Origin of the sequence: Rhizobium sp. RU33A (assembly GCF_900156055.1) — a bacterium.
In the GTDB taxonomy this organism is placed as follows: domain Bacteria; phylum Pseudomonadota; class Alphaproteobacteria; order Rhizobiales; family Rhizobiaceae; genus Allorhizobium.
The window spans coordinates 656,345-680,919 of the sequence record NZ_FTMQ01000001.1 but is presented as its reverse complement, the minus strand read 5'-3'; the positions used below and the strand labels follow the sequence as shown (position 1 = coordinate 680,919).

Here is a 24,575-nt window from a genome sequence, read left to right as displayed (position 1 = left end):
TTGGTCGAGTTGTGATCAGCGGCGGTATGTCTGACCGTCGGCGTCGAAGAGGTGCAGCTTGGTCTTGTCTGCGGAGAAGCGCAGCGTCTGCCCCTTCTTCACGTCGACAATGCCGGGCAGCTTGACGACAACAGGCTCGTCTTCGACCGGCCCCTTGACGTAGAGAAGCGTGACTTCGCCAAGTGCCTCGACGATGTCGATGTTGCCTTCGAACAGGAATTCCGCGCCGGTTGCGATCGCAAGATCTTCCGGGCGGACCCCGAAGCTCGCAGATTTCCCCTGCTCCGATGCGGGGGTCGCGACATCGACGGTGACTTCCGAGCCATCTCTCAACTTGATCAGGGTCGCCTCGCCTGTGCCGATCACTGTCGCCGGCATGATGTTCATGGCCGGAGAGCCGATGAAACGGGCGACGAAGAGGTTCTGCGGGCGCTCATAGAGTTCGAGCGGCGGGCCGACCTGCTCGATATGGCCCGCCGAGAGCACCACGATCCGGTCTGCCAGGGTCATTGCCTCCACCTGGTCATGCGTGACGTAGATCATCGTGGTGTCCGCCATCTGCTCGTTGAGCTTGGCGATCTCGATGCGGGTCGCGACGCGCAGCGCCGCATCGAGGTTGGACAAGGGTTCGTCGAAGAGGAAGACCTTGGGATCGCGGCAGATGGCACGACCGATGGCAACGCGCTGGCGCTGGCCACCCGACAGGGCCTTCGGCAGGCGATCGAGATAGGGGTCCAACTGCAGGATACCGGCGGCCGACTTCACGCGCCGATCGATTTCTTCCCGGCTTTCGCCGGCGATCCGCATGCCGAAGGCCATGTTGTCGTAGACCGTCATATGCGGGTAAAGCGCATAGGACTGGAAGACCATGGCAATGCCACGCTTCGATGGCGGTACGTCGTTGACCCGCTGGCCGTCGATAAACATCTCCCCGCTGGTGATGTCTTCAAGGCCTGCGATCATGCGCAGAAGCGTTGACTTGCCGCAGCCGGACGGGCCGACGAAGACGATGAATTCGCCTTCCTTGATCTCCAGATCGATGCCGTGCAGAACCTTGACCTGCCCGTATGACTTTCGGATGTCCTTGAGAACCAGACCCGTCATGCTTTCCTCCCCTGTCAGGCGTGACGCGCGAAATAGGCGCCCCAAGCCGGCAATTCTACCTTGTTATCGTTGACTGCACCGGTGAATCCATGGCCTTCGAGCTCGATCCATTCACCGGTCGGCAAAGCGATCGTGGCTTCATCCGCATTCATGTTGAAGGCGCAAAGAAGCGTCTCGTTGCCGAGGGCGCGGGTATAGATCAGCAGGTCTTCGCCAGCCTCGTGGAACGTGATGTCGCCCTTGGCGAAAGCAGGATACTGGCGACGGAAGGCCAGGAAGCGGCGATAGTGCTCGAGTATGGAGTCCGGCTTGCCAAACTGCGTGTTGACCGCGCGCAGAGTATGTTCAACCGGGATGGGCAGCCAGGTCTTCTGCGCCGTCGAAAAACCGGCCTGTACGGCATGATCATCCCAGACCATAGGCGTGCGGCAGCCGTCACGGCCCTTGAATTCCGGCCAGAACTGGATGCCGTAGGGATCCTGCAAGTCTTCGAAGGCGATATCGGCTTCGGTCAGGCCCAGTTCCTCGCCCTGATAGATGCAGACCGAACCGCGCTGTGTGAGCAACAGGGCAGACAGCATTTTGGCATAGGCCTCGCGGTCGAGGACATTTGCACCCCAGCGGCTAACGTGGCGTACCACGTCGTGGTTCGAGAAGGCCCAGCAGGCCCAGCCTTCGGGTGCGGCGGCCGCAAAAGCGTTCTGGGTATTGCGCACGACTTCGGGCGTCAGAGGCTCCGGCGCCAGGAATTCAAAGGCGTAGCACATCTGCATCTTGTCGTTGCCGGATGTGTACTCGCCGACGATCTCGAGACCGCGCTGGCTGTCGCCCACTTCGCCGACGGCGGCAATCGCCGGATACTCGTCGAGCAGCGCGCGGAAGCGCTTGAGGAAGGCGATGTTTTCCGGGCGGTTCTTGTCGTAGATGTGTTCCTGGAAATTGTAGGGATTGACCGCCGGCGCCGTCGAGGCATTGCGGCGTTCCGGGGCGAGTGCCGGATTGTCCCTGAGTTCCTTGTCGTGGAAGTAGAAGTTGATCGTGTCGAGGCGGAAGCCATCGACGCCGCGATCCAGCCAGAAGCGCGTGGCAGCAAGCAGGGCGTCCTGCACTTCCGGATTGTGCAGGTTCATGTCCGGCTGCGAGGTCAGGAAGTTGTGCAGGTAGTACTGCATGCGGGTCGGGTCCCACTGCCAGGCGGATCCACCGAAGATCGACAGCCAGTTGTTCGGCGGCGAACCGTCCGGCTTCGGATCGGACCAGACATACCAATCGGCTTTCGGATTGACGCGGCTCGACCGGCTCTCGACGAACCAGGCATGCTGGTCGGAAGAGTGGGACATGACAAGATCGATCATGACGCGGATGCCGAGGCGATGGGCTTCGGCGATCAGGCCATCAAAATCCGTCAGCGAACCGAACATCGGATCGACGTCGACATAGTTCGACACGTCGTAGCCGAAATCCTTCATCGGCGAGGTGAAGAAGGGCGAGATCCAGATCGCGTCCGCGCCGAGTTCGGCGATGTGCGACAGGCGGGCCGTGATGCCCTTGAGGTCGCCGATGCCGTCGCCGTTGGAATCCTGGTAGGAACGCGGGTAGATCTGATAGATCACCGCGCCGCGCCACCAATCCTTGTCGGGCGTCATGACGGGATTTGAAACTGCACTCATTTAGACATTCCTGTTGGCTTGGTCTTTCGTCCCGGCGTCAGCCACCCTTGACCGAACCGGCAAGGAGGCCACGCACCAGGTAGCGTTGCATGAAGAAGAAGACGAGGAGCGGTACGGCAATCGACACGAAGGCCGCCGTTGCCAGAATTTCCCAGTTGCCGCCACGCGTGCCCAGAAGCTCGACGATCTGGTTGGTCATGACCGTCGTCTCACCAGTCGCATCGATCAGGAAGACCTTGGCAACCAGCAGGTCGTTCCAGGTCCAGAGGAACTGGAAGATGGCGAAGGAGGCCAGCGCCGGGAAAGAGAGCGGCAGGATGATGCGCGTGAAGATCTGGAAGTCGGTGGCACCGTCCACCTTGGCACATTCGATGATATCGCGCGGGAGCCCGACCATGTAATTGCGCAGCAAGTAGATGGCGAGCGGCAGCCCGAAACCTGTATGGGCGAGCCAGACGCCGAGATAACCCTTGCCGATGCCGATGGAGAGATGCAGGCGCAAGAGCGGGATGAGCGCGAGTTGCAGCGGCACGACGAGCAGCGCGACGACGGCCGCGATCAGCAGCGCCCGCCCCGGAAACTCCATCCATGCCAGTGCATAAGCCGCGAAGGCTGCGATGACGATCGGAATGACGGTCGCCGGAATGGTCACGGTCAGCGTGTTGAAGAAGGCCTTGGCCATGGAATCCGTGGTGGAGGCCGAGAATAGAACGGTCTCATAGTTGCCGAGCGTGAATTCCGGCGGCAATTCGGCCGTCACGAAGATACGATCGCCACGGCTGCCGGTCAGTTCGACATCACTTTCCAGTCGGTAGTCACCATTCGCCTGCACCGTCACGCGGCCGCTATCGCCGAGGGTAGCGGTCGCACCGGGTTCGTATTCGCTGATGGCGCGCGAGGACGTGCCCCAGGCCGAAATTTCCGCCTCGGCGGTGGCTCCGCCTTCGCTCAGCACATTGCCTTCGATGACCCAGAGATTGCCTTCCTGACGCTGTGTGGAGGGCGCGGCGGTTCGCAGGACAAGGTTCTGCTCCTGCGAAAACAGCGAACTCCACCAGCCGCTGGTGGCGATCTGGTCGGCGGTCCGGAAGGAGGAAATGAAGAGGCCCGCGGTGGGGAGCAACCAGAGCACCACCAGAAGCGCCACCGAGAGATGAACGGCCCAGACGAGACCGGATTTCTTGCCTGCAATCTTTGCCATGACCCCGCCTCCCCTCAGCGCATTTCTTTTCGAGCGTTGTAGACGTTCCAGACCAGGATCGGCAGGACCAGCAACATGATCACCATGGCGCTTGCCGAACCGATGCCCCAGTCATTGGCCCGGAAGAGCTTGTCGAACATGTAGTTGGCAAGCACTTGCGTTTCCCATTGGCCGTTGGTCATCGCGAAGACGATGTCGAAGACCTTGAGGACGACGAGCGTGATCGTAGTCCAGACGACGACCACGGTTCCCATGATCTGCGGGATCTTGATCTTGAAGAAGATCTCGAAGTCGTTGGCCCCGTCGATGACGGCAGCCTCGATTGTCTCTTCCGGGATACCGCGCAGCGCCGCCGACAGGATGACCATGGCGAAACCGGTCTGGATCCAGATCAGCACCACCATCAGGAAGAAGTTGTTCCAGAAGGAGATCGTCAACCAGGTCTGCGGCTCACCATAGGGATAATCAAAGGTCAGAACGGAGTAGGTGGAGATCAGCCCGCGATAGCAGAGCCAGACGCCAGCAAGCGTGAGTGCGACCCGCACGACCACGCCGAATTTGGAGGTGCCGCCATGGTGGCCGATACCACCGGAGAGCGGGCGCAACAGTTGATAAATGCCGTAAATGACGAAAGCGATGAAGGCGAGAAGTAGAAGTGCGGGAAGAACGCGAAGCACCAGGACAGTCCCCCATCCGCCATCGAAGGACAGCCACAGGGCATTCAGGATACCAATCTGCTCTTCGCCTGCCGGTCGCGTATCATAGACCAGCTTGAAGATGACGGATGCGCCGACGAAGGAAATCGCCATGGGCATGAAAATCAGCGATTTCGCGATATTGCCCCAGGAGATCCGGTCGGTCAGCTGAGCCGCCAGCAGGCCAAAGGCCGTGGAGGCGGCCGGCACGACAGTCAGCCACAGGAGATTGTTGCTGATCGCTTCCCAGAACTTCGGTTCTCCGAGCATGCGCTCATAATTGGCCAGACCGACGAAGGCGCCGCCATCGTTACGGCTGCTTACCGACAACCAGAGCGAGGCAATAACCGGGTAGACCAGATAGAGGCCAAGCGCCACGATCGCCGGAAACAGAAAGAGCCAAGGACGGATCATATTGGCGCGGTTGATATTGCGCCCTGCATGTTCGCCCTTGGCGGGGAACAGCACCCTGTCGACAAGCACGTTCGACAGATAGAAATAACCGATACACCCACCGACACCGATGATGATCGTGATCAGAGCCTGCAACGCCGGATTCATGTTGGTCTCCCCTCCGCATGCCTTCTGATTTTTTTTGCGAGCGCCCGGGCGGTGAAGCCCGGACGTTCGTGAGGCAATACTGTTCTACGGCAGCTTACTTGACGCCGTCCCAGGCTGTCTGGATCGACTTTGCAACATCTTCGGCAGACTTGCCACCGACAAAGTCGACCATGCCGGTCCAGAAGCTGCCAGCACCGATGGCGCCCGGCATCAGGTCGGAACCGTCGAAGCGGAAGGTGGTGGCCTGCAGCAGGATGTCGTTCATCTTGCGGACGGTAGGATCCGTGAAGACTTCCGGGTTCACGCCCTTGTGCGGGGTGAGGAAGCCCTTCTGGGCCATCCAGACTTCATGGGCGATCGGCGACTTCAGGAACTCGATGAAGGCGCGGGCAGCCGTGCTGTCCTTGGTGATGGCGAAGGTGGTGCCAGCTCCGAGAACCGGGCTGCCGAGGTTCTTTTCGGCATAGGCGGGAAAGTAGAAGAAGTCTGCATCTTCACCCACCGACGTGCCCTCTGGGAAGAAGGACGGGATGAACGACGCCTGGCGGTGCATGTAGCACTGCGGCGGCGAGGCAAAGAGACCCTTCGGGCTGTCGCGGAAGTCGGTCGATGCGACTGCGCCTGCACCACCAACGACGAACTTGTCGTTCTTGGCAAACCAGCCAAATTCATTGATGGCGTTGACGACGATCGGGTCGTCGAACTTCATTTCGTTGGAAACCCACTTGTCGTAGTCTTCCGGCGACGCCGTGCGGAGCATCATGTCCTCGACCCAGTCGGTTGCCGGCCAGCCGGTGGCAGCACCCGAACCGAGACCGATGCACCAGGGCGTGCCACCGTCTGCCACGATCTTCTCGGTCAGAGCCTTGAGCTCCTCCATGGTCTGGGGAACTTCGTAGCCGGCATCCTCGAAGTTCTCAGGCGAGTACCAGACGAGCGACTTCAGGTCGGTCTTGAAGGGGAAGCCGTAGAAAGCCGAGTTGCCATCCTGGCCAGCATAGGTGCCGAGGTCGACCCAGGACTGACCAGCGGCGTAGTTGTCCTTGAGCCAGGAGGCGTTTTCAGCGCCGAGATCGGTCAGGAAGCCACGCTTTGCCATGTCGGACGCGAGGCCCGGCTGCGGGAAGATGGCGATGTTCGGTGCGGAGCCGGCTTCCAGATCAACGACGATCTGCTGCTCGAAGCTGTCAGAGCCGGTGTAGCGTACATCCGCGCCGGTTGCGGCCGCGAAATAGGCCAGAACGCTTTCGACGAGAACCTGGTCAGGGCCGAGCCAGGGACCAAAAATGGTGATCTGTTCGCCGTTGAGCTGGGTCTTCTTCAGCTCCTCGAAACTTGCCCAGTTGAACTTGGCATCTTCACCGGGAGCGAACTTCAATTCCTGTGCACCAGCCGTGCTGGCAACGAGCGCGGCAGTCGCCACGGTCATCAAAAATAGTTTTTTCATGTGATTAACCTCCCATCACATCGGACGGCCAAACGTCCTTGGTCAGCGCATTATCCTCAAAGCGCTTTGGCCCCTATTTCATCCCATTGGGTTCCATATTGAGTCAAGGGCTTTTCTGGCTCTGCCGCATTTTGGCGCAACGCCTCGCATGGGCAGCAGCATCTGCATTGATTTAAAGCATTTTTCTCTTGTCGCCGGCCGGGCGACTGCGCCATAGTCGAAGCGCTTTGGCCGCCTGTGGAGGGGAACGAGTGGTCCGGCAAGGGAGAGGAATGCCTGCAGTGAATCTGAAAGAATTGTCACAGATGCTCGGCCTGTCGCAGACGACGATCAGCCGCGCGCTCAATGGCTACCCGGAGGTCAATGAGGAGACACGCCAGCGGGTGCTCCAGGCAGCCAAGGATACCGGCTATCGTCCGAACCGGGCGGCCCAGCGTCTGGCGACCGGCAAGGCCGGATCCATCGGGCTGATCATGCCGATCTCGCCCGACCATAGCTCGGACATGCATTTCGCCGCATTCCAGAGCGGGCTCGCCGAAGCAGCCATCCTCCGTGACTTCCACTTCGTCATCATGCCTTCCAAAGCCGAGGACGAGGAACAGGCAATCCGCTGGTTGGTCGCGAGTGGCAGTGTCGACGGTTATTATCTCGCCTATGTTCGCGAGAATGACCCGCGCATTGCGATGGCCAAGTCGCTTTCGCTGCCCTTCATCGTCCACGGACGGTCGTCCGGGCTTGAACTGGACTATCCGTTTCTGGATGTCGACAATGAAGGCGCATTCTACGATGCGACCCGCTTCCTCCTCCAACTCGGCCACAAGCGGATCGCATTGCTGAACGGCCATGCCGATCTGGACTTTGCGCATCGACGACGGCTGGGGACGGAGAGGGCGCTGGCCGACCGGGGATTGCTGCTCGATCCTCGCCACACACGGCACAGCTTCATGGGCGATGAACAAGGCTATCGCGGTATGAAGGAGATCCTGTCCGGCCCGGACCGGCCGACCGCCGTGTTATGCGCCAGTACCGTGCTGGCACTCGGCGCCGTTCGCGCGATGAACGAGCTTGGCCTCAAGCTCGGCGTGGATGTTTCCCTGATCGCGCATGACGACGAGCTGCCATTGCTGAAGCCGGAAAACTTTTCGACGCCGCTCACGACGACACGCTCCTCACTACGCGCTGCCGGCGAGCGGATAGGAGAACGACTGATCGCGATGATCAATCAAACTGTGCCGGCACCACCGGCACAGGAACTTTGGAAGGTGGAACTGGTGGTCAGGGCCTCGACCGGACCGGCACCCGCCTGACCCGGCTGTCGATGACCTGAGTAGTCAGAACCGCGGCGCCACCATGCCTGCGCGACGATGGGCGGCGATCACTGTATTGGCCATCAGCATGGCAATCGTCATCGGCCCGACGCCGCCTGGAACCGGCGAGATCGCCTTGGCAACCGGCTTGCATTCGGCAAAGGCGACATCGCCGACCAGCTTGAACTTGCCCTCGCCCTTTTCCGGAGCCGCAACACGGTTGATGCCGACATCGATGACGGTCGCACCGGGCTTCAACCAGTCAGCCTTGACCATTTCAGCACGGCCGACGGCTGCGACCAGGATATCGGCCTGGCGGGCGAGTTCCGGCAGGTCGCGGCTGCGTGAATGGCCGATGGTCACGGTGGCATTGGCATTCAGCAGCAATTGCGCCATCGGCTTTCCGAAGAGGTTCGACCGGCCGATCACCAGTGCATTCAGGCCGGACAGGTCGTCACCATGGATCTGGCGGACAAGGATCATGGCACCGGCCGGCGTGCAGGAGAGCAGGCCGGTCTTCAAATCACCTGTCGCAAGCTTTCCGGCATTGACGATGTGCAGGCCGTCGACATCCTTTTCCGGCAGGATCGACTGGATCACCGGCTCGCTGTCGAGATGCTTCGGAAGCGGGAGCTGGACGAGGATACCATCGATCTCGGGGTCGGCATTGAGCGAGGCGACCAGCGCCATCAGCTCGTCCTGAGAGGTCTCCTCGGGAAGCGTGTGCTGGATCGAGTTGAAACCGCACTGCTTGGCCATCCGGCTCTTGGCACCGACATAGGCGTGACTTGCCGGGTCGTTCCCGATGATGACCACAGCCAGACCGGGCTTGCGATGGCCGGAGGTCTTGAGCGTCGTCGCTGCTGAGGTTACTGCTTCAATCACCGAAGCAGCGGCTGCCTTTCCATCGATTACCGTGGTCACTGTGCACAATCCCCGTCTAGAACTCGCAGCAAGCTAGCGCCAACATGCAGGCGCCGTTTGCCTGTCGCCGTCCTATGCTGTCAAAATGCGGCACATTGCAAGTGCAGGATTTCGCGGGCCCTGGTGTCAGCCGGACATCGTTGCCGGCGAACTGAGCCGGTGACGCAGCACATAGGCGAGAAAGACGGGGATGCCGAGCACATAGCGGCGCCAGAGGCGCGACGGCTCCTGCCAAAGACGAAACAGCCATTCGGACCTGAGTTGACGGACCCAGTCAGGCGCACGGGGGACACGTCCCGAGACGAAGTCGAGCAGTGCGCCAACGCTGATAACGACCCGCGCATGATCGCCGGTCAGATGCCTGTCGACCCATTTTTCCTGCAGCGGCGTGCCCATGGCGACGAGCAGCAGATCGATGCGGGCCTGCTCAATGCGATTGAGGATGAATGTCGGATCGGCCCGGTCGAAATAGCCATCCGAGATTTCGACGAATTCATGCCAGGGTGTGTGAAGGCGAAAGTTCTTGGCGGCATCCTGCAGCACCTCGGATGTTGCACCGAGCAGCCCTACCCTGAGCGGCTTCGTGATGAAGGTCAGGGCTGCCGGGACGAAATCGGTCCCGTTCAGATTGGCCGAGAAGCGGCCGCCATGCAGGAACTTTGCGGCAATGTCGACACCGATGCCATCCGGCAGGACCAGACAGCGACCGAGAACCTCGCGGTAATCGGGATCTCGCATCATGACATTGGCATTGTTGGCATTGAGGAATGCAATATGGGTCAGGCCCTGATCCTCGGTCAGCTTTTCCTCAAGCAGGGCGAGCGCCGGCTTCCAGCCCAGGTCGTGGACAGGCAAGTCGAGGATAGGACGTACCGGGACCGCCGGCTGCAGAGGCTGACCAACCACGTCGTCAGGCTCTCTCACTGCAGAAAATGACGAAGCTGGCATGAAAGGGGTCCCGAGGATCGATGCCCGGAACCTATCAGTCACCGCTAAAATTCAGGTTAAGCGCCGCGCTACAATTCTCATGAGATGATCAACGCGCCGTTCACCATAATGCGGATCGTCAATGCCCTGAGGACGCCGGATTTTCCTCGACCGTCTCGCCTTCGACGACCGTAGTCATCTCCATAGGCTTGGAACCACCGTCGGCGGCCTTGCGGGCAGCGTCCTTCGAGACATAGTCGAGCTGCTCGATCAGCACCTGATCGATCATGCCCTCACCGAGCCTTGCGTTCATCTCGGTCTTGATCTGCTCACGGAACGAATTGACGTCGAACGCCGAGACGTTGCCGATGTCGACCATCTTGTTGCCAACCAGCAGCGTGAATAGCTGGTCGGTCATCAACTCGGTCGTCGGCAGGTCCTGTCCGTTGAGCTTTTCCTTGTCCATCATGAAAGAGATGCGTGTCAGGAAATATCCGGTGACATCACCCCCGCCGATAACCGGAATGGTGATGGACTCACCGCGAACGAGTTCGAGTGCGGCCGTCTTTGTTTCTTCCTCGCTCGGGCCGGCAGGGGCTGTCGCCAGGTAGATCGAACCGTAGACGGCCCCCAGCGTGACGATGCAGACCCAAAGGCCGATTCCGAGTATCTTGCCCATCAGAACTCGCTGAACTGGAACTGTTCCTGAGAATAGGTGCCGTCACCATCAGCGTCGCGAACCGCGTTCTTCAGGATGTCGGCTACCGCACGAACGGCCGCGAGATGCGCTTCGACGCGACGGGCGTTCAGAGCGAGCTTTTCCTTCAGAACATGAAGCTGCTCGACGTAGTTGACCGCGAATTCACGCGGGTCCGTGTCGCGGAACAGCATGGTCAATTCGTAAAGGCAGCGGCTCTTGTGGGCGTTGGAAACCTTGAAGTCGAATTCCGGATCTTTCCCGATCCGCTCGTTCTCGTTGTCGATGATGCGCTCAAGCCGGCTCAGTACCGTCTTCACCCGATATTCGCTCGAAACAACTTCCATGAATTCTGCCCTGTCTTTCGAAAAATGGATCAATTCTTGTTATCGGTGTCGGCGCCAGCACCCAGGGTGCGGCGCTCGAGATCGGTCACCCAGCTCATGGCGAGCCCGCGATCCGTCTCGTCTGTGGCGGCGTTGACGCTATCCTGTCCGCGCACGCGCTGGAGGGCCTGGTCATACATCTGCTGGGCGATGCCGACGCCGCCGGTTTCAGACAGAACCGTGCCGAGCTGCTCGGCCATCATGCTCTTCCACATCTCGCCGGCATTGCCCTTGCCGTACACTTCTTCGCTCTCGTCCGGCAGCATGCTCTGCACAAAATTGGTGAGATAAACGGCTTCGAAATCGCGATAGATCTTCGGAGGCTTGCCGACGTCCTCGGTCTTTTCCGCCGTCGCTTCGAGCCGTGCGGCATTCGCGGTACGGTTCAGAATGTCGACAGTCGCGCCAAAACCTGCGCCCTTCTCGGCGAGACTGGTCGCCATGAAGTTCGCCCGGTTGGCTTTCAGTTGTTCCTGGGCAGCGGCAACTTGTGCCGGATCAGCAGCACGGACAACGTCCAGCACCAGATCGCTTGGAGGAGAAATGGCCACGATGACATCCTCGATTTCGGTTCGAGGCGACTATCACTCCTGAAGCTTGCTGGAGGCTGGTGTGGCAAATTTCAGGTCGATCAGATCGTAGATGGCATCGTCGTCACGTTCGCGCTCTTCGTGGTCGCGTGCATCCTTCATGTTTTCTTCCAGCCGGTCGCCCTTGGCGCGCTCGCGCATCAGCTTCATCTCCTGAACCTGCTGCAGACCGTGCAACTGCTTGTCCGTGTTGGACAGGCGATCGAAGCGGTCGGCGTAGTTCTGGGCGAAAAGCCGGTGCAACGGATCGAGTGATCCAATGGCGTCCATGACCGTGTCCATCGATCGAGCGTTTTCCTCGATGCGTTGTGCGGTGATACCCAGATCGCTTTCGGCCATCCGCTCCATGTGACGCTGTACGGCGACCAGACGCTTGAGTTTGTCGGATTTCTTTTGCGGTCCCAAGGCAGCCTCGTCAAAAATTGAAGATCATCGGGAAATTCTGGCCGAACTGCATGACCATGGCGGCGATGGTGAAATAGACCAGGAGCAGCCCCCCCATCAGAAGATAGGGCGTCGAGATGTAGAAGACGGGCACTTGGGGCGCGAGCTTGTTGACCAGACCGACGGCCACGTTGAACATCAGACCGAAGATGAGGAAGGGGCTCGCGAGACGCAGCATCAGCAGGAAGGTCTGCGTCAAGGTGTCGGTCAGCGTGATCAGCATTTTCTGGCTGTCCGGCATGCCACCGATCGGCATCACCGAATAGGAATCGAACAGGGCGCGAAAGACGACATGGTGGAAATCCAGCATGAAGAGAATGAGAAGGCCGCCGAAGGAGATCAGATTGGTCATCTGGTTATCAGGGGTATCTTCGAGAACATCTGACGAGCCCGGCGTGTTCAGACCGATCGCCATCGAGATCGCCGAGCCCGCAAATTGCAGTCCGAGCACATAGAAGCGCGGAACGAGGCCGTACATCATGCCGATCAGAAGTTCGGCAACGATGACGCCGATGAGAGAGGCCCCTCCCCCGGAGACCCTGGGGTACACGGTATCGAAGAGCAAGGGCGTCATGGCCAGCGAGATGGCGAAGGCAAGGAAGAACCGCACCGTCATCGAGATGCGGGCTGAAGAAAAGCCCGGCAGGGTCATGATGCAGGCGCCGATGCGACAGAAGATCGCGATCAGTACCAGCACACTCCCCTGCGGGTCAGTAATCATGAGATGGAGCCCAGAATCTTGATCTCGATGCCTTTGGCCAGTTCCACATGCGAGAGGACCGGCAAGGTGGCAAAGAGTCGTTCGATGATCATGCGCACATAGGACCGTGTTTCGGGCGACGTGACAAGGACGAAGGGCAAGCCCCGGTCCATGAATTCACGGATAACCTGGCTTGCCTGCTCGGAGAACTCCTCCAGGCTGCGCGGATCGATGTCAAACTCGACGATCTCGCCCTTGGCATCACGCTTGAGCGCCTGATGGAAGACGAGATCCCACTTGGAGCCGAGACGCAAGACGCGCAGCACACCGTTGTCTGTCAGGTCGCCGCAGAGCTGCTGAGCCATGCGGACACGCACATGCTCGACGATCTGCTCCGTCTTGCGGACATGCGGGGCGAGTTCGGCGACCGCTTCGAGAATGAGATGCAGGTTGCGGATGGAGACGCGTTCGGCGAGGAGCAGCTTCAAGACCGCCTGAAGGCCCGAATAGGACATGTGCGACGAGCAGATTTCGTCGGCGAGCTTCTTGTATTCGGGGTCAAGGCGATCGATCAGCACCTTGACGTCCTTGTAGGACAGGAGCTGCGGCAGGTTGTTGCGGATGACTTCCGAGACATGGGTCAAGACGACCGAGACGTTGTCGATCGGATGGAAGCCTTCGCGCTTCAGCTCTTCGGTGAAAGTTTCAAGAACCGAAACTGCGGGCATGCCGAAGGCGGGTTCGCGGATATCGTCGCCTGGGACATTCGGTTTGCGGCCGGAACCGGTGACGACCAGAACTTCGCCGACGCGCAGGTTGTTCGAGGCGACCGTCGTGCCGTGGATCCGGATCTGATAGGCCTTTTCCGGGATCGCGATATCGTCGGTGACCTTGATTTCCGGCACCACGAAACCGTACTGGCTGGCGAATTTCTTGCGCATCTTGCCGACGCGGAAGGCGAGTTCCTGGTGAGCGCCAAGGAGGCGTGTCGAGACGAGCTTGCCCAGCGCGAGTTCGATTTCCGAGGTCTTGAGAACCGACTTGACCGAATCCTTCTCGGCTTCCTTGTTCTGGATGACCTTCTTTTCTTCGCTTTCGCGCTTCAGCTTGCTCTCAGCCTCGAGCTGGCGCGGAATGTACCAGGCGCCGAAAGCCATGAGACCACCGAGGCCCATGAACGGTATCAACGGCAGGCCTGGGACAATGGCGAGCGCACCCATGAGTGCAGCTGCCACGAACAAAGCGCGCGGATATCCACTCAACTGATTGACGACGGCCTGGTCGGTGGATCCGGGCGTGCCGCCGCGCGAGACCAGAAGGCCGGCGGCCAGCGAGACGATCAGAGCCGGAACCTGGGAGACGATGCCGTCGCCGACGGAGAGCTTGACGAAGACGTCTGCCGCTTCACCCAGTTCCATCCCATGGCGGAAGTAGCCGATGATGATGCCACCGACGACGTTGATGGCGGTTATGATCAGACCGGCGATGGCATCGCCGCGAACGAATTTCGACGCACCGTCCATGGCACCGAAGAACGAGCTTTCCTGCTCGAGTTCGCGACGCCTGTGCTGCGCTTCCTTTTCGTCGATGATACCCGCCGACAGATCGGCGTCGATCGACATCTGCTTGCCGGGAATGGCATCGAGGGTAAAGCGAGCGCCGACTTCCGCAATACGGGTCGCGCCCTTGGTGATGACGATGAAGTTGACCGTGATCAGAATCAAGAAGACGATCAGACCGATGACGAAGTCGCCGCCCATGACGAGCGTGGAGAAACCCTCGATAACGCCGCCGGCCGCCCCGTGCCCCTCATGGCCATGCGACAGGATCACGCGTGTCGTCGCAATGTTCAACGACAGACGTATCATGGTGGCGATCAGCAGGATGGTCGGGAAGGACGAGAAGTCCAGCGGCCGCTGGATCCAAAGCGATACCATCAGGATCAGGACGGACAGGGCGATCGAGAACGCGAGGCCGACGTCGATGAGAAAAGGCGGTATGGGCAGGAACAGAATGCACAGGATCATCACGATCCCGAACGCGAAGCCGATGTCACGCCCGCTCGGGCTTACCTTCGGAATTACGAGTGCAGGTGGTTGCGCCATATCCGTTCCATCTCTTCATGAGAAGTCATCCGAAAGATCATACTTCCGGCAGTCTGCCCAAGAGAGATATCGGTCGAAGCTTGCGCGAGGGTGTCAGGCCGAGCGCCGCTAGAAGCCTGACTGGATCCGCGAGAAAACGAGGTTGCTGAAGAGATTGATCTGGGCTCCGACGAAAGGCGCCGAGATGCCAATGGTAATCATGATTGCAAGGATCTTCGGCACGAAGGTCAAGGTCATTTCCTGGACCTGAGTCAGTGCCTGGATCAGGGCGATGACAACGCCAACGATCATGCCGGCGGCAACAGCAGGGCCCGAGGCGATGATGATCGTCCAGATCGCGGCCTGCAGAATATCGAGAGCGTCAGCCTCATTCATGAGACGGGTATCCTTTCGGAGCGGCGAATCATGCCCTCCACTCCGAAAGGACTAGCACGTTAGGAATCTGTCGTCTCGGATGCGGGCGCTGTGCCAACGCGAACGCCGACAACAATCGGGACTTCCTTGCCTTCGGTCGTGGTGGCAACCATCGTATCGCTATAGACGCGAACCGAGGCCACGACACCGCTGGTCTTTTCATCGGCGCTGGTGATCGTCTTGCCAATATAGGAGGAGGCATTCGTCAGGGCGTTGCCGGTGATGAGTGTCTCGAGGTTCGAGTTCATCTGGATCGACTGTTCGACCTGCGAGAAAGTCGCCAGCTGCGCAACCTGTTCGCTGGCATCCATCGGATCGGTCGGGTCCTGGTTCTTCATCTGGGCGATCAGGAGCTTCAGGAAGCTATCGTAATCGATCGATGCCTTCTCGGCAGCCTTGCTCGCCGTGCTGCTGGTGGCCGACGATGCCGTCGTGGCCGCAGTGGTGGCGGCTACACCGTCTACCGCCATGGTGCGATCTCCTTGCGGATCTGCTCGATCGTCGCCGGTGCCATTTCCTGATTGTTCAGGATACGGTCCTCGATCGGATAGAGCTGACGGATCGCCTTGAGAGCATCGAAAGCGCGACCGGAGGAGACCATGCCGTCAATGCGCTTCAGCTCGGCGAGGATCTCTTCGTTCTCGAAGCAGGACAACAACATGATCACCGACTTGCGGAACATTGCCAGCGACTGATCCTTGCCTTCCGGATTAATCAGCATCATCTGGGCGATGAAGTAGAGCTGACGCAACGGCGTCGTCGCCTGTTCCGGCTGCAGAACATGGTTCTCGAGCAGGAAGGTGACATCGTTCAGGAACTCGAGGGCAACCTTGCGGTCGACGCGCAGAACCGCTCCATTGATGAAAATACGTTCGCCCGACTTGAGCGAGATGCGCAAAGTGCTCTTCATTTAAGTCCATCCCTGATGATGGTTGTCACGTCGATGATGCCCTGGAAGTTCTCGGACTCACGCTTGCGGATCCGGTCACACTCTTTCAAAATCCAGATGGCGATGGAAATCAGATTGGCGCGTACTTCGTCGCCGAGCTGGTTCTCGGGGTTTTGCAGATCTTCGATCAGCCGGATCCAGACCCGGCGGGTATAAAACAGAGCTTCGATCGCCTCGTGGGAGTAGCCCTTCTTTTCACGGGCCGCGCTCAGAAGCTGGATGCAACGGTCAAGGGCCTGCCGTTCGCGCTCCTTGGCGTCAGCGACGCCATCTTCCATAATCTCGGCATATGAGAACTGGTACATTCAGTTGCCCTTCAGGTTCATTTCACCCTTTGCTCATCAAAGGTAGTTTACAAGACTCAAGCCCTGGATCCTCGCCGTCAGCGTGTAGGATGCTTCCACCATGGCAAGCAGAGAGTTAACGCGAGTTGACGCTTCGTACGCATCTACTTCAATTTTGCTCGACAGGCTGGTTTCGATAATATCCACCTGAACCTTGAGCGAGGCATCCGCCTTGTCAATTCGGTTCTCGGAAAGACCAAGTTCCGAACGTGTCGAGTTGATACCGGTGATGGCACGGCCCGTGTAATCGATGGCTGCGTTGATCGCGACCGTCACAGCAGCGGCCGGCGCACCGATCGTCATGAGCTCCTTGGTGATGACGGCCGCGAGCGCGAAGTAGCGGAAGCCGTCTTCATTGGCCGAGGCCGATGTCTGCACGGTTTCAGACTGCGTGATACGGCTGGTCATCGCCTGGTCAGTCGCATTCGACCAATCTGTGTTCCAGTCGGCTCCGGTGAACATCGGCTCCAGCGTGGACGTGATGAAATCCTCCATGCTCGGGACCGCACCATTCGGGACGATCGTCCCGACGCTCGCCGTATCGGTCGGCGCAAAGCCGAAATAGGCCGTGAAGGCGTTGTCGAAAGCCGTCTTGGCCGGCGACGTGTCCGTGTAGTCGGCGAGCGGCTTCACATCGGTGTTGATGCCCGCGAACAGGAATTCACCATTGGCCGACTGGTTGGCCATGCTCGTCATCGTCGAAAGGGAGTTCGATACAGTCATCACGGTGGTGTTGATCGTATCGCTGTTCGACGACCCGGAGATGGTGATCAGCGCGTTGTTCATGTCCTCGGCCGCCGTCGCGATCTGCTTCAGCGCTTCCTGGGAAGCGGACAGACGCTGTGTCGCGATCGAGTTGTTGCTGATCATCGAGTTCAGCCGCAGGCTTTCCCGGTTCAGGTCAACGACGGTCGACGTCCTGCTGCCCAATTCGGCACCGATGTCGGCGTAGAAGCCAGTGCTGACTTCCTGCTGCGACTTCAGGAGCTCATTTTGCGCCTGACGAATTGTCAGTCGCATGGATGTCTGGGTGGATAGATTAGAGACGCTAGCTGTCGACATTGGGATTACCTCACCATATCCATGACGGCCTTCAGCATCTCATCCACCGTTGAGACGAGCTTGGCTGCGGCCTTGTAGGACTGTTCGACATCGAGCAGCATCGACAGTTCTTCGTCGAGACTGACCGCCGTCTTTGAGGAGTAAGTCTGAAACGTACGCTCATAGAGCGCCTGCTTGTTTTCATTCGCCGTCGTGGCGTTCGAGCGCAGTTCTTCGAGCCAGCCGATCGAGTTGCTGGCAAAAGACAGTACACTTGCGTCCGTCTTCAGGTCCGCATCGGCGGAGAAACTTCTGTTCGCAGCGAGTTCGTCTACATAGCTATTGATCAGATCGGTGAAGCCGGATGACCCCTCGAGATTCTGGACATAGGCGGCGCCATTGATGCCACCGTCACGGATCAGCATGGGATCGCCGCCGGAATCCGAGCGGACTGCCGGATTAACCTGAATGAGGGCTGCCAGTCCAGGCTCGACCGTTCCCGTCAGGGGAACCGTCCCGGTCGGCCAGGTGAACAGGCCAGGCAGTTCCCCGCCACCGCCGGTGTCAACTTCCTGGAAGGCTTCGATCAGGCCACGGGCGATCTCATCGAGCTGGGTCTGGAAGGTCGGCGCAATGACGTCGCGGATCTGCACGAGCGAAGCGAGCGAGCCCTGACCATCCGTATTGCCGCCGATACCAGCGCGAACCGCCGTTCCGTCGATGTAGATGGCATTGCCGGAGACGGTCGAATCGTAGGTAAAGGTGCGCGCGAAGCTGACTTCGCGCGGTTCCGTCTCGAACAGCGTCGTGCCATCGTAGGTGTAGAGAACCATGTCGCTGTTATCGCGCATGTTCACGGAAACGCCGACGATCTTGGAGATCTCCTTGAGGAGCGTGTCGCGGCGGTCGAGATAGTCGTCGGCATTCCCACCGGTGGCCGTCTGTCGCACGACCGTGTCGTTGACGATCTTGAATTCGGCGAGCAGCTTGTTCAGCGATTCGACCTGCTGGAACATCTGCGCATCGGTATCTGCACGCAGTTCCTGCGTTGTCGACGTCGTGTTGTTCAGCGAGTTGACGACGTCGATTGCATCCGTCACGACCGTGGAGGCGAGCGCATATTCCCCTGGTGCCGCGGCGAAAGCCTGCAGGCTGCCCTGCAGGTTCGCGAGATAGTTGGATGGCGACAATTCCTTGTCATTGCCACCAAGCGCGTTGGAAAGCGTGGTCAGGCCGTCCAGAAGTGTCGATTGGGCACTCTGCTGCCCCGTCGACGATGACATCTGGCGCAGCAGCGCCATCTGCTGCGACCGCTCGTTCTGCACCGTCGAGAAACCGTAAACGGACTGTGTGACCACCGCGTCACGGCGAACGTAGTTTTCGTTGCCGGTGTTGGCGATGTTCGTCGAAATTACGGACGCCTGCTGGGACGTATTCCGGAAAATCGAATTGGCCGTATTCAGTGACGATGCAAGCGACATAGGACTAACCTACTCTTTCGATTATCTCTTCAGGTTGACCAGGACTTCCATCAATTCGGAGCCGGTCTGGAAAACCTTGGAGTTTGCAGTGTAGTTGCGCTGGGATTCGATCATGGCCGTGAGCTCTTCAGCGACATCCACGTTGGAGTCTTCAAGCGCACCGGACAGGATCGTGCCGAAGCCGCTGGAGCCGGCATAGCCGAGGATGACGACACCGGAGTCATTCGACTGGGTGTACATGTTGCCGGCCACCGGATTGAGATTGTCCGGGCTCTGGACACTGGCGAGCGCGACGCGGAAGGTCGGCACCAGATCACCGTTGTCGTAGGCAATCGACACGATGCCCTTGTCATCGATTTCGTAACCCTTGACCTTCGAGGCCGCGTTGCCGTCCACCTTGCCAAGCTGGACGGAAAAGTCCGAGGCGAGCTGGGTCGTTGCGCCGATGCTGATCATGATACCGTCAGTCGGGTCGCCGACCTCTGCACCGTCCACAGTGTAGGGATCAAGCGGCAGCTCGGCTGGATCGGGAGTTACGAGTTTGCCGTCCGCATCAAAAACCAACGTTTCCGGCGCAAGGACCTGAGTGCCGGTATCCCTTTCAACCGCAGAGACTTCCCACGTGTTGTCGGCGATCTTCTCATAGGTAAAATCGATCAGTCGGCTCGATCCCTGACTGTCAAAGACGGTCAGAGACGTCTTCTTGATGTCTGCGGCAACCCCGACCTCGGCCGAGTTGGGCAGGTTCACGTTCAGCGTGCCTGTCAGTGATCTGACTGCCGAAATGCCCGAACCCGAGAGGTCCACCGGCTCCAAGCCGTCGAAGCCATTCACGACAATCGTCGGATCGACGTCGGAATCGTAGGGATAACCCTGCAGCGTGTAGCCGGCCGTGTTTTTCAGGGTGCCGTCATCCTGGAGAACGAAGGAACCGGCACGGGTCATGTAGGGAGTGCCGTCGTCGCCCTTGACGATGAAAAAGCCGTCGCCATTGATGGCAAGGTCCGTCGTCGACGTCGTGTAGCTGAAGGTGCCCTGGGCCGAAATCGAGTAGCGCACGTCCGTTTCGACGCCACCGGAATTGTAGGCGCCGTTGGTGGTCGGCAAAATCATGGATGAAAACTGCACCGAGGCCTTTTTGTAGCCGACAGTGCTGGAATTGGCGATGTTGTCAGCGACGGTGCTCAGCCGGTTCGACTGGGCATTCATGCCGGAGACACCCGTTCGCATGGTTCCGTAAAGGCTCATGTCAAAATCCTCGTTTGCTAGTCGATTTGGAGAGTATGAGGTGGGCCTTGCGTGAAGCTGTCTGGCTTGTGCGCCCAGCTGTTTTTCCCTCGCGTCGAGGGAAAAAAATGCGGCCGCTCAAGGGCGGCCGCAGGTAGAGATCAGCTCCAGTCGATGCAGTAGCCGAGGAAGCGTTTGGAATCGACAGGATCGAAACCGAGCTTCTTGCGAAGCTTCTTGCGAAGCTTGGAGATGTGACTTTCAACAACGTTCTCTTCGACTTCCTCGTCGAAGATCCCATAGATCGCGTTGAAGATCTGGGTCTTCGACACGCGCCGGCCGCGATTTGCGACCAAATATTCGAGGATGCGGCGTTCGCGGCGCGGCAGGGCGAAGACGTCGCCGGCGATCTCTGGATCACGGCCGTCGGAGAAGACCTTGATCGGGCCGATCTCGGTGAAGTTGGTGATTGCCCGCAGACGCCGGCGGATTGCCGCAGCACGTGCCAGGATCTCACGGGGATGCACGGGTTTGCGAACGACGTCGTCGACGCCGCAATCAAAAAGTGCCAGAGTTGCCTCAAGGGACGGCTGATCGCTAACCGCGATCACCGGTGCCTGGGTCCGGTCTCGAATTGCGCGCGGCAATTCGAGTGTCGTATCGCCTTGGCCGAGCACGAATGCCTCAACCGCTGCGATGTCGGAATCGGCCGCAGTCGTGACCCATTCCCCGAACTCGCGAGGGTCGAACCCCGTCGAGGGAATCCCCTCGCGTCCAAATAGTGATGTATACCCGTCTTTCACGAGCTCGCGCTCATCTACCACGACGATCATTCAGCCGCCTCCGAATCAGTGTGGTGTTTCGATGCACCATGGGTACGAATCGGGGGATTCATGAACAACTAGGAGAACTTAACCATAGTAATTAACGATTGATTAACCATTTGGTGCCGATTTGAACTAGATCTAGTATGTTTTTAACTATGCGGACACAATTTTCCGGTGGAAAAGTTAACGCAAGTTTCGCACAAGGTCTTGTATGAGCTCTCGCTACCGCAGTGTCGCCACAATTCGCAAATCGGCACAATCGTGGCTGTCAAACAATCAAGGGTTGCTATTCACCGCAAAATTGTCGCGCATTGGGCGTCCAGTTTCCATAGCCCGTGGCCACCAGATTGGAGATCACACGGCACACATAACGCTTCTGGGCGGGATCATTGTTGGGTCCCGCGTGATAGCGCGCAACCGCCATCGTCCAGGTTTCATGACGATTGTGAAGGTTGCTGAGGAAGCGAGCGGCATATTCCACATTGCGTCTCGGATCAAACATCGCCTCGACTGAGGTAAAGTGCTCCCCGTGGAAGTGCTGATTGATCTGCATGCAGCCGACGTCGATCAGCTTCGCTCCGCCCAATCTTGCGCGCTCAAAGCCGTCGAGTGCCTCGTCCAGATCGTCGAAGTAATAGGCTTTGCCCTCGACATTCATGGCATAGGGCGCAAGGCTTCCCTTGCGGCCAGTCTCTGTCAGGCCGACCGAATAGAGAATGCCTTCGGGAACGCCGTATTTGGCCGCGGCCGCGCTGATGGCGCCCTCACAGGCGCCGCGACTTGCCTCTGCCTCAGACGTAAAGCTGATCAGGGCGAGCGCCGCGATTGCCGGAAGCGGGTACATCCGTCGTATCAGCCACACGCTCATCCGCCATCCTCACGGTATTTCCTTGCGCGTCACCGCGCTGCTGTCGTTCGCTGCCCTGATTTCCGGGCTGGAATGTCTGTTGGCCCGTCTGCTGGCCGGACTGCTGGTTCTGGGAACCGTTCTGTCCGGCGTCCGCGCTGCGATCGGCCGACGAGGTCTGCATGGTCACCTGGACCTGATCGACGACCAGACCCTGGGCTCGGAGTGCCTTCAGGATGTCGCTCTGATCGTTGGAGAGTTGGCGGAAGGCCGCCGGGTTATCGACGGTCAGTTGAACACTCAGCTCTTCGCCGGACAGACGCAGGGTCGCGGTGACACTGCCGAGGTCAATAGGTGTCATCTGGAGCTTCAGCGTATGCACGACCTTGCCCTGGCTGGACTGGGCGGCGGCATTGGCGAGCTCCGAGCCGGGCGCCATGGCACCGAGCCATTCATTGTCGCCCAGCATCGCTGCGGTGATCGACGCCGCATTGGATGTGGAGACTGGAGCGATATAGCGACGGCTATCGACCACCGTGACGGTTTCAACGACCTTCTGTTCGGCTTGCTCCGGAGAAGACGTCGTCTCCCCGCGCAGGACAAGTGGCTGGCCCTTGCCGTCCGCACGGATGAAGCGGAAGTCGCGATCGCCTCCAGAGGTATCATCCTCCGAAGCCGAACTATCGGCCGCATCACGAGCCTTGGCATCAATGGCGTTACCGGGGAGAATTTCGTGCTCGTCCTTCGCCGCCTTGTCGCTCTTGGCGAGCTCCTTGCCTTTCTCGGTGGTCTCGATCTTGCCACCCGCCAGAAGCTGCAGCACATCGGAAAGGTCCGCCACGGGAGTTTCGGACGCAGTCGCCTCGCCTGCAGCGTTTTCGGCCGCGACCGGTCCGCCTTCTCCGGTTTCCTTCCGATCCCGGACTGCCGCCATGGCCTTGGCCAATTGCGCCTTCAGCTCCGGATCGAGGCCTTCGATCTCGACCAGAGGCTCCTTGTCGCCCTCAGCGTTTGCTTTAGCCTTGGCCTGCACCTTGGCGAGAGCGCGGATAAGATCCTCCGTCGAGATGTCATCTGGCAGCGCATCGAGCTCTGCTAGCAAAGCATCATCGATGACCGGGAAGGATCGCTCACCCGTCCGCGTCGCCGTCTTTGCTGTCGGCTGATCGACGTCTGCATCAGACGCATCAGTCTCGCCGCGCGTGCGATCCTGCCTCGACGCGCCAGCCTCCTGCTCTCCGGATTTGGAGAGCACCTTGGAGAAGCTGTTGTCGTCCGCCGCCTTGTCTGCGCGGCCCGATCCGGCCGGAGCCGCCGAGCCATCCGTCGCAGGCATTCTGGGGGCTGAGAGTGCGTCCATCATGTTACGGGCCTTCTTTCTTGAGAAGATCGTCAATCGCGTCGAGCTTCGAGCGTCCGGAATCAACGAAGTTGCGCAGCTCCGGGTCGATCTCGGTTTGCTCGGCAGGAAGTGTCGCAACTGCGCTGGCAGCCGGCTGCGCCGGTTCAGTCTGGGCAATCGGGGTCGGCTCGGGCTGGGCAAACGGATCCTGCAGGTCCGGATCAGCCGATGCGGATTGTGCCGGATCGTCGATACTCACAGCTTCAGCCGGAGGCGTCTGGGAACGCTGGACCGGCTCGGGTTTGCGCAGCACTTCTTTTGCGATGGTTTCGGCCGCCTGCCTCAAGGCACGATCCCGGGGCGATAGCATGTCTTCAGGGAGCTGCATCAAGGCCGCCATGGCATCATCGACATTCTCGGTCGGCACGCGGACCAGGCTGCCATAGAGTTTGGCGAGTGCATCGGCACCTTCCTCCGTGCCTGAAAGCAGCTTCGCCTGCTCGGCCGCCATGGTCGCCAGTTCCTTGCGACCGGCAATTGCCGCCTCACGGGCAATCCGGAGGTAGACCTCACGGCGCCGATCCGCGTCCATGTAGCCGAGTGTGGCTTCGATGTCGGTGGGCTTCAGCACCTCGTAATGCTCGACCACAAAACGGACGAACAGATCGGCGAACTGGCTGGCATAGGGCGAATAGAGGAAGCGACGCGCATAGCCATTGGCGTAGAGCGAGGCCTTGTCAACGATCTTGGCATCGACAGCGACCGCAAGCGACCGCCGCAGAGCCGCTTCCTCGACGATGGTGCCGGGCGCCGTGAGACGCGCCCAGTCGTAAAACTTGAGGGCACCGGCCGGATCCCGTGTCAGGGTCACATTGCCGGCGACCAGCGCCAGATAGGGGCCGATCTTGTCATTCTTGTATTCGACGGCCATGTCGCCGAGGGTCTTGGCAATGAGAGTGCCCTTGCCGCTCAGATACTTGCGAAGTGCATCACTGACCCGGTTGTCGAAGTTGCCCTCAATGTCGCGGGCGACCAGGAATTCCAGGGTTGCCGGATTTCCTCCGCTCATCGCGTAGATCAGTGCCGCATCGACATTGCGTGGATCCTGGAAGATCTTCGGGTCGGCGGTGCGCAAGCGTTCGTCGATCGTGCCCAGCATGAACCGCTGCATGTCGGCTGCAGAATGGTCGCCACGCACCACAGTGTCCTGAACGAATTGCAGCGAGCGCAGCATGCGATAGGGCTCGATCGTCTCGTCTATCGTCTGCGCATGGCCGAACGATCCGACCGAAAGGACGGTCAGACCGGACAGCAGCAGGCGGAGGGTGAGACGCCGGATGAGCAT

The 24,575-nt window shown here is 59.6% G+C and carries 25 protein-coding genes; 1 reads left to right on the top strand and 24 read right to left on the bottom strand.

The features are described 5' to 3' along the window. Window positions 1–15: 15 nt before the first annotated feature. The 5 genes from ugpC to BW978_RS03325 form a co-directional block, all read right to left on the bottom strand. A complete protein-coding gene (ugpC, locus tag BW978_RS03345) occupies window positions 16–1,104 on the bottom strand; it encodes an ABC transporter ATP-binding protein (protein ID WP_076392180.1) in 1,089 nt (362 codons plus the stop codon). A 14-nt stretch (window positions 1,105–1,118) separates the two neighbouring features. Next, window positions 1,119–2,774: a beta-galactosidase BglA gene (locus tag BW978_RS03340; RefSeq protein WP_076392178.1), complete on the bottom strand. Its 1,656-nt coding sequence runs from the start codon at window positions 2,772–2,774 to the stop codon at window positions 1,119–1,121. Between the two features lie 37 nt (window positions 2,775–2,811). Continuing rightward, on the bottom strand, window positions 2,812–3,975 hold the full coding sequence (locus tag BW978_RS03335) for a carbohydrate ABC transporter permease (RefSeq protein ID WP_076392176.1): 1,164 nt from the start codon (window positions 3,973–3,975) through the stop codon (window positions 2,812–2,814). A 14-nt stretch (window positions 3,976–3,989) separates the two neighbouring features. After that, complete coding sequence (locus tag BW978_RS03330) at window positions 3,990–5,231, bottom strand: carbohydrate ABC transporter permease (RefSeq protein WP_076392174.1); 1,242 nt, start codon at window positions 5,229–5,231, stop codon at window positions 3,990–3,992. A gap of 94 nt (window positions 5,232–5,325) precedes the next feature. Then, entirely contained in the window at window positions 5,326–6,678 is a 1,353-nt protein-coding gene (locus BW978_RS03325; protein WP_076392172.1) for an ABC transporter substrate-binding protein, read from the bottom strand. Between the two features lie 281 nt (window positions 6,679–6,959). Here BW978_RS03325 and BW978_RS03320 point away from each other — a divergent pair, with 281 nt between their 5' ends. Next, complete coding sequence (locus BW978_RS03320; protein WP_076393171.1) at window positions 6,960–7,985, top strand: LacI family DNA-binding transcriptional regulator; 1,026 nt, start codon at window positions 6,960–6,962, stop codon at window positions 7,983–7,985. 24 nt (window positions 7,986–8,009) lie between these two features. On the opposite strand, the gene folD is transcribed toward BW978_RS03320, so the two are convergent. The 19 genes from folD to motC all read right to left on the bottom strand — a co-directional run bounded on the left by folD (window position 8,010) and on the right by motC (window position 24,575). Then, window positions 8,010–8,909 carry a bifunctional methylenetetrahydrofolate dehydrogenase/methenyltetrahydrofolate cyclohydrolase FolD gene (folD, locus tag BW978_RS03315; protein ID WP_076392170.1) on the bottom strand — a complete coding sequence of 300 codons (900 nt, stop codon included), beginning with the start codon at window positions 8,907–8,909 and terminating at the stop codon, window positions 8,010–8,012. 126 nt (window positions 8,910–9,035) lie between these two features. Further along, entirely contained in the window at window positions 9,036–9,857 is an 822-nt protein-coding gene (locus tag BW978_RS03310) for a WecB/TagA/CpsF family glycosyltransferase (RefSeq protein WP_244551875.1), read from the bottom strand. 118 nt (window positions 9,858–9,975) lie between these two features. Continuing rightward, on the bottom strand, window positions 9,976–10,515 hold the full coding sequence (locus BW978_RS03305; protein WP_076392166.1) for a flagellar basal body-associated FliL family protein: 540 nt from the start codon (window positions 10,513–10,515) through the stop codon (window positions 9,976–9,978). Beyond that, window positions 10,515–10,880 (bottom strand): hypothetical protein, encoded by a 366-nt coding sequence (locus tag BW978_RS03300; protein ID WP_006726389.1) that lies wholly within the window; start codon window positions 10,878–10,880, stop codon window positions 10,515–10,517. Before BW978_RS03300 ends, BW978_RS03305 begins: the two co-directional genes overlap by 1 nt. A gap of 29 nt (window positions 10,881–10,909) precedes the next feature. Continuing rightward, entirely contained in the window at window positions 10,910–11,470 is a 561-nt protein-coding gene (locus tag BW978_RS03295; protein ID WP_076392164.1) for a rod-binding protein, read from the bottom strand. A gap of 33 nt (window positions 11,471–11,503) precedes the next feature. Then, complete coding sequence (locus BW978_RS03290) at window positions 11,504–11,914, bottom strand: hypothetical protein (protein ID WP_006726387.1); 411 nt, start codon at window positions 11,912–11,914, stop codon at window positions 11,504–11,506. A gap of 10 nt (window positions 11,915–11,924) precedes the next feature. Beyond that, a complete protein-coding gene (locus BW978_RS03285) occupies window positions 11,925–12,674 on the bottom strand; it encodes a flagellar biosynthetic protein FliR (protein ID WP_076392162.1) in 750 nt (249 codons plus the stop codon). Then, entirely contained in the window at window positions 12,671–14,758 is a 2,088-nt protein-coding gene (flhA, locus tag BW978_RS03280; RefSeq protein WP_076392160.1) for a flagellar biosynthesis protein FlhA, read from the bottom strand. The genes BW978_RS03285 and flhA overlap by 4 nt, the downstream gene beginning before the upstream one ends. A 108-nt stretch (window positions 14,759–14,866) precedes the next feature. Then, complete coding sequence (locus tag BW978_RS03275; protein ID WP_054150832.1) at window positions 14,867–15,133, bottom strand: flagellar biosynthetic protein FliQ; 267 nt, start codon at window positions 15,131–15,133, stop codon at window positions 14,867–14,869. A gap of 59 nt (window positions 15,134–15,192) precedes the next feature. Beyond that, window positions 15,193–15,642 (bottom strand): flagellar hook assembly protein FlgD, encoded by a 450-nt coding sequence (flgD, locus tag BW978_RS03270; protein ID WP_076392158.1) that lies wholly within the window; start codon window positions 15,640–15,642, stop codon window positions 15,193–15,195. Continuing rightward, a complete protein-coding gene (flbT, locus tag BW978_RS03265; protein ID WP_006726382.1) occupies window positions 15,633–16,082 on the bottom strand; it encodes a flagellar biosynthesis repressor FlbT in 450 nt (149 codons plus the stop codon). Before flbT ends, flgD begins: the two co-directional genes overlap by 10 nt. Then, entirely contained in the window at window positions 16,079–16,426 is a 348-nt protein-coding gene (gene flaF / locus BW978_RS03260; RefSeq protein ID WP_076392156.1) for a flagellar biosynthesis regulator FlaF, read from the bottom strand. Before flaF ends, flbT begins: the two co-directional genes overlap by 4 nt. A 36-nt stretch (window positions 16,427–16,462) precedes the next feature. After that, on the bottom strand, window positions 16,463–17,527 hold the full coding sequence (locus BW978_RS03255) for a flagellar hook-associated family protein (protein WP_076392154.1): 1,065 nt from the start codon (window positions 17,525–17,527) through the stop codon (window positions 16,463–16,465). Between the two features lie 5 nt (window positions 17,528–17,532). Then, entirely contained in the window at window positions 17,533–18,987 is a 1,455-nt protein-coding gene (gene flgK, locus BW978_RS03250; RefSeq protein ID WP_076392152.1) for a flagellar hook-associated protein FlgK, read from the bottom strand. A gap of 21 nt (window positions 18,988–19,008) precedes the next feature. Then, window positions 19,009–20,235, bottom strand: coding sequence for a flagellar hook protein FlgE (locus tag BW978_RS03245; protein WP_076392150.1), 1,227 nt, complete (start codon window positions 20,233–20,235; stop codon window positions 19,009–19,011). 140 nt (window positions 20,236–20,375) lie between these two features. Then, window positions 20,376–21,047, bottom strand: a complete 672-nt coding sequence (locus tag BW978_RS03240; protein WP_076392148.1) for a transcriptional activator Rem — start codon at window positions 21,045–21,047, stop codon at window positions 20,376–20,378. A gap of 280 nt (window positions 21,048–21,327) precedes the next feature. Continuing rightward, the gene (locus BW978_RS03235) at window positions 21,328–21,885 is read right to left on the bottom strand and encodes a transglycosylase SLT domain-containing protein (protein WP_076392146.1); all 558 of its coding nucleotides are present in this window, start codon (window positions 21,883–21,885) and stop codon (window positions 21,328–21,330) included. Then, on the bottom strand, window positions 21,833–23,251 hold the full coding sequence (locus tag BW978_RS03230) for a flagellar hook-length control protein FliK (RefSeq protein WP_076392144.1): 1,419 nt from the start codon (window positions 23,249–23,251) through the stop codon (window positions 21,833–21,835). Before BW978_RS03230 ends, BW978_RS03235 begins: the two co-directional genes overlap by 53 nt. Before the next feature lies 1 nt (window position 23,252). Beyond that, window positions 23,253–24,575 carry a chemotaxis protein MotC gene (gene motC, locus BW978_RS03225; protein WP_076392142.1) on the bottom strand — a complete coding sequence of 441 codons (1,323 nt, stop codon included), beginning with the start codon at window positions 24,573–24,575 and terminating at the stop codon, window positions 23,253–23,255.

Bases quoted from the DNA above. Each gene is read 5' to 3' on its own strand.
- ugpC (WP_076392180.1), bottom strand. From the start codon at position 1,104: ATGACGGGTCTGGTTCTCAAGGACATCCGAAAGTCATACGGGCAGGTC.
- BW978_RS03340 (WP_076392178.1), bottom strand. From the start codon at position 2,774: ATGAGTGCAGTTTCAAATCCCGTCATGACGCCCGACAAGGATTGGTGG.
- BW978_RS03335 (WP_076392176.1), bottom strand. From the start codon at position 3,975: ATGGCAAAGATTGCAGGCAAGAAATCCGGTCTCGTCTGGGCCGTTCAT.
- BW978_RS03330 (WP_076392174.1), bottom strand. From the start codon at position 5,231: ATGAATCCGGCGTTGCAGGCTCTGATCACGATCATCATCGGTGTCGGT.
- BW978_RS03325 (WP_076392172.1), bottom strand. From the start codon at position 6,678: ATGAAAAAACTATTTTTGATGACCGTGGCGACTGCCGCGCTCGTTGCC.
- BW978_RS03310 (WP_244551875.1), bottom strand. From the start codon at position 9,857: ATGCCAGCTTCGTCATTTTCTGCAGTGAGAGAGCCTGACGACGTGGTT.
- BW978_RS03305 (WP_076392166.1), bottom strand. From the start codon at position 10,515: ATGGGCAAGATACTCGGAATCGGCCTTTGGGTCTGCATCGTCACGCTG.
- BW978_RS03300 (WP_006726389.1), bottom strand. From the start codon at position 10,880: ATGGAAGTTGTTTCGAGCGAATATCGGGTGAAGACGGTACTGAGCCGG.
- BW978_RS03285 (WP_076392162.1), bottom strand. From the start codon at position 12,674: ATGATTACTGACCCGCAGGGGAGTGTGCTGGTACTGATCGCGATCTTC.
- flhA (WP_076392160.1), bottom strand. From the start codon at position 14,758: ATGGCGCAACCACCTGCACTCGTAATTCCGAAGGTAAGCCCGAGCGGG.
- BW978_RS03275 (WP_054150832.1), bottom strand. From the start codon at position 15,133: ATGAATGAGGCTGACGCTCTCGATATTCTGCAGGCCGCGATCTGGACG.
- flgD (WP_076392158.1), bottom strand. From the start codon at position 15,642: ATGGCGGTAGACGGTGTAGCCGCCACCACTGCGGCCACGACGGCATCG.
- flbT (WP_006726382.1), bottom strand. From the start codon at position 16,082: ATGAAGAGCACTTTGCGCATCTCGCTCAAGTCGGGCGAACGTATTTTC.
- flaF (WP_076392156.1), bottom strand. From the start codon at position 16,426: ATGTACCAGTTCTCATATGCCGAGATTATGGAAGATGGCGTCGCTGAC.
- BW978_RS03255 (WP_076392154.1), bottom strand. From the start codon at position 17,527: ATGTCGACAGCTAGCGTCTCTAATCTATCCACCCAGACATCCATGCGA.
- flgK (WP_076392152.1), bottom strand. From the start codon at position 18,987: ATGTCGCTTGCATCGTCACTGAATACGGCCAATTCGATTTTCCGGAAT.
- BW978_RS03245 (WP_076392150.1), bottom strand. From the start codon at position 20,235: ATGAGCCTTTACGGAACCATGCGAACGGGTGTCTCCGGCATGAATGCC.
- BW978_RS03240 (WP_076392148.1), bottom strand. From the start codon at position 21,047: ATGATCGTCGTGGTAGATGAGCGCGAGCTCGTGAAAGACGGGTATACA.
- BW978_RS03235 (WP_076392146.1), bottom strand. From the start codon at position 21,885: ATGTACCCGCTTCCGGCAATCGCGGCGCTCGCCCTGATCAGCTTTACG.
- BW978_RS03230 (WP_076392144.1), bottom strand. From the start codon at position 23,251: ATGATGGACGCACTCTCAGCCCCCAGAATGCCTGCGACGGATGGCTCG.
- motC (WP_076392142.1), bottom strand. From the start codon at position 24,575: ATGCTCATCCGGCGTCTCACCCTCCGCCTGCTGCTGTCCGGTCTGACC.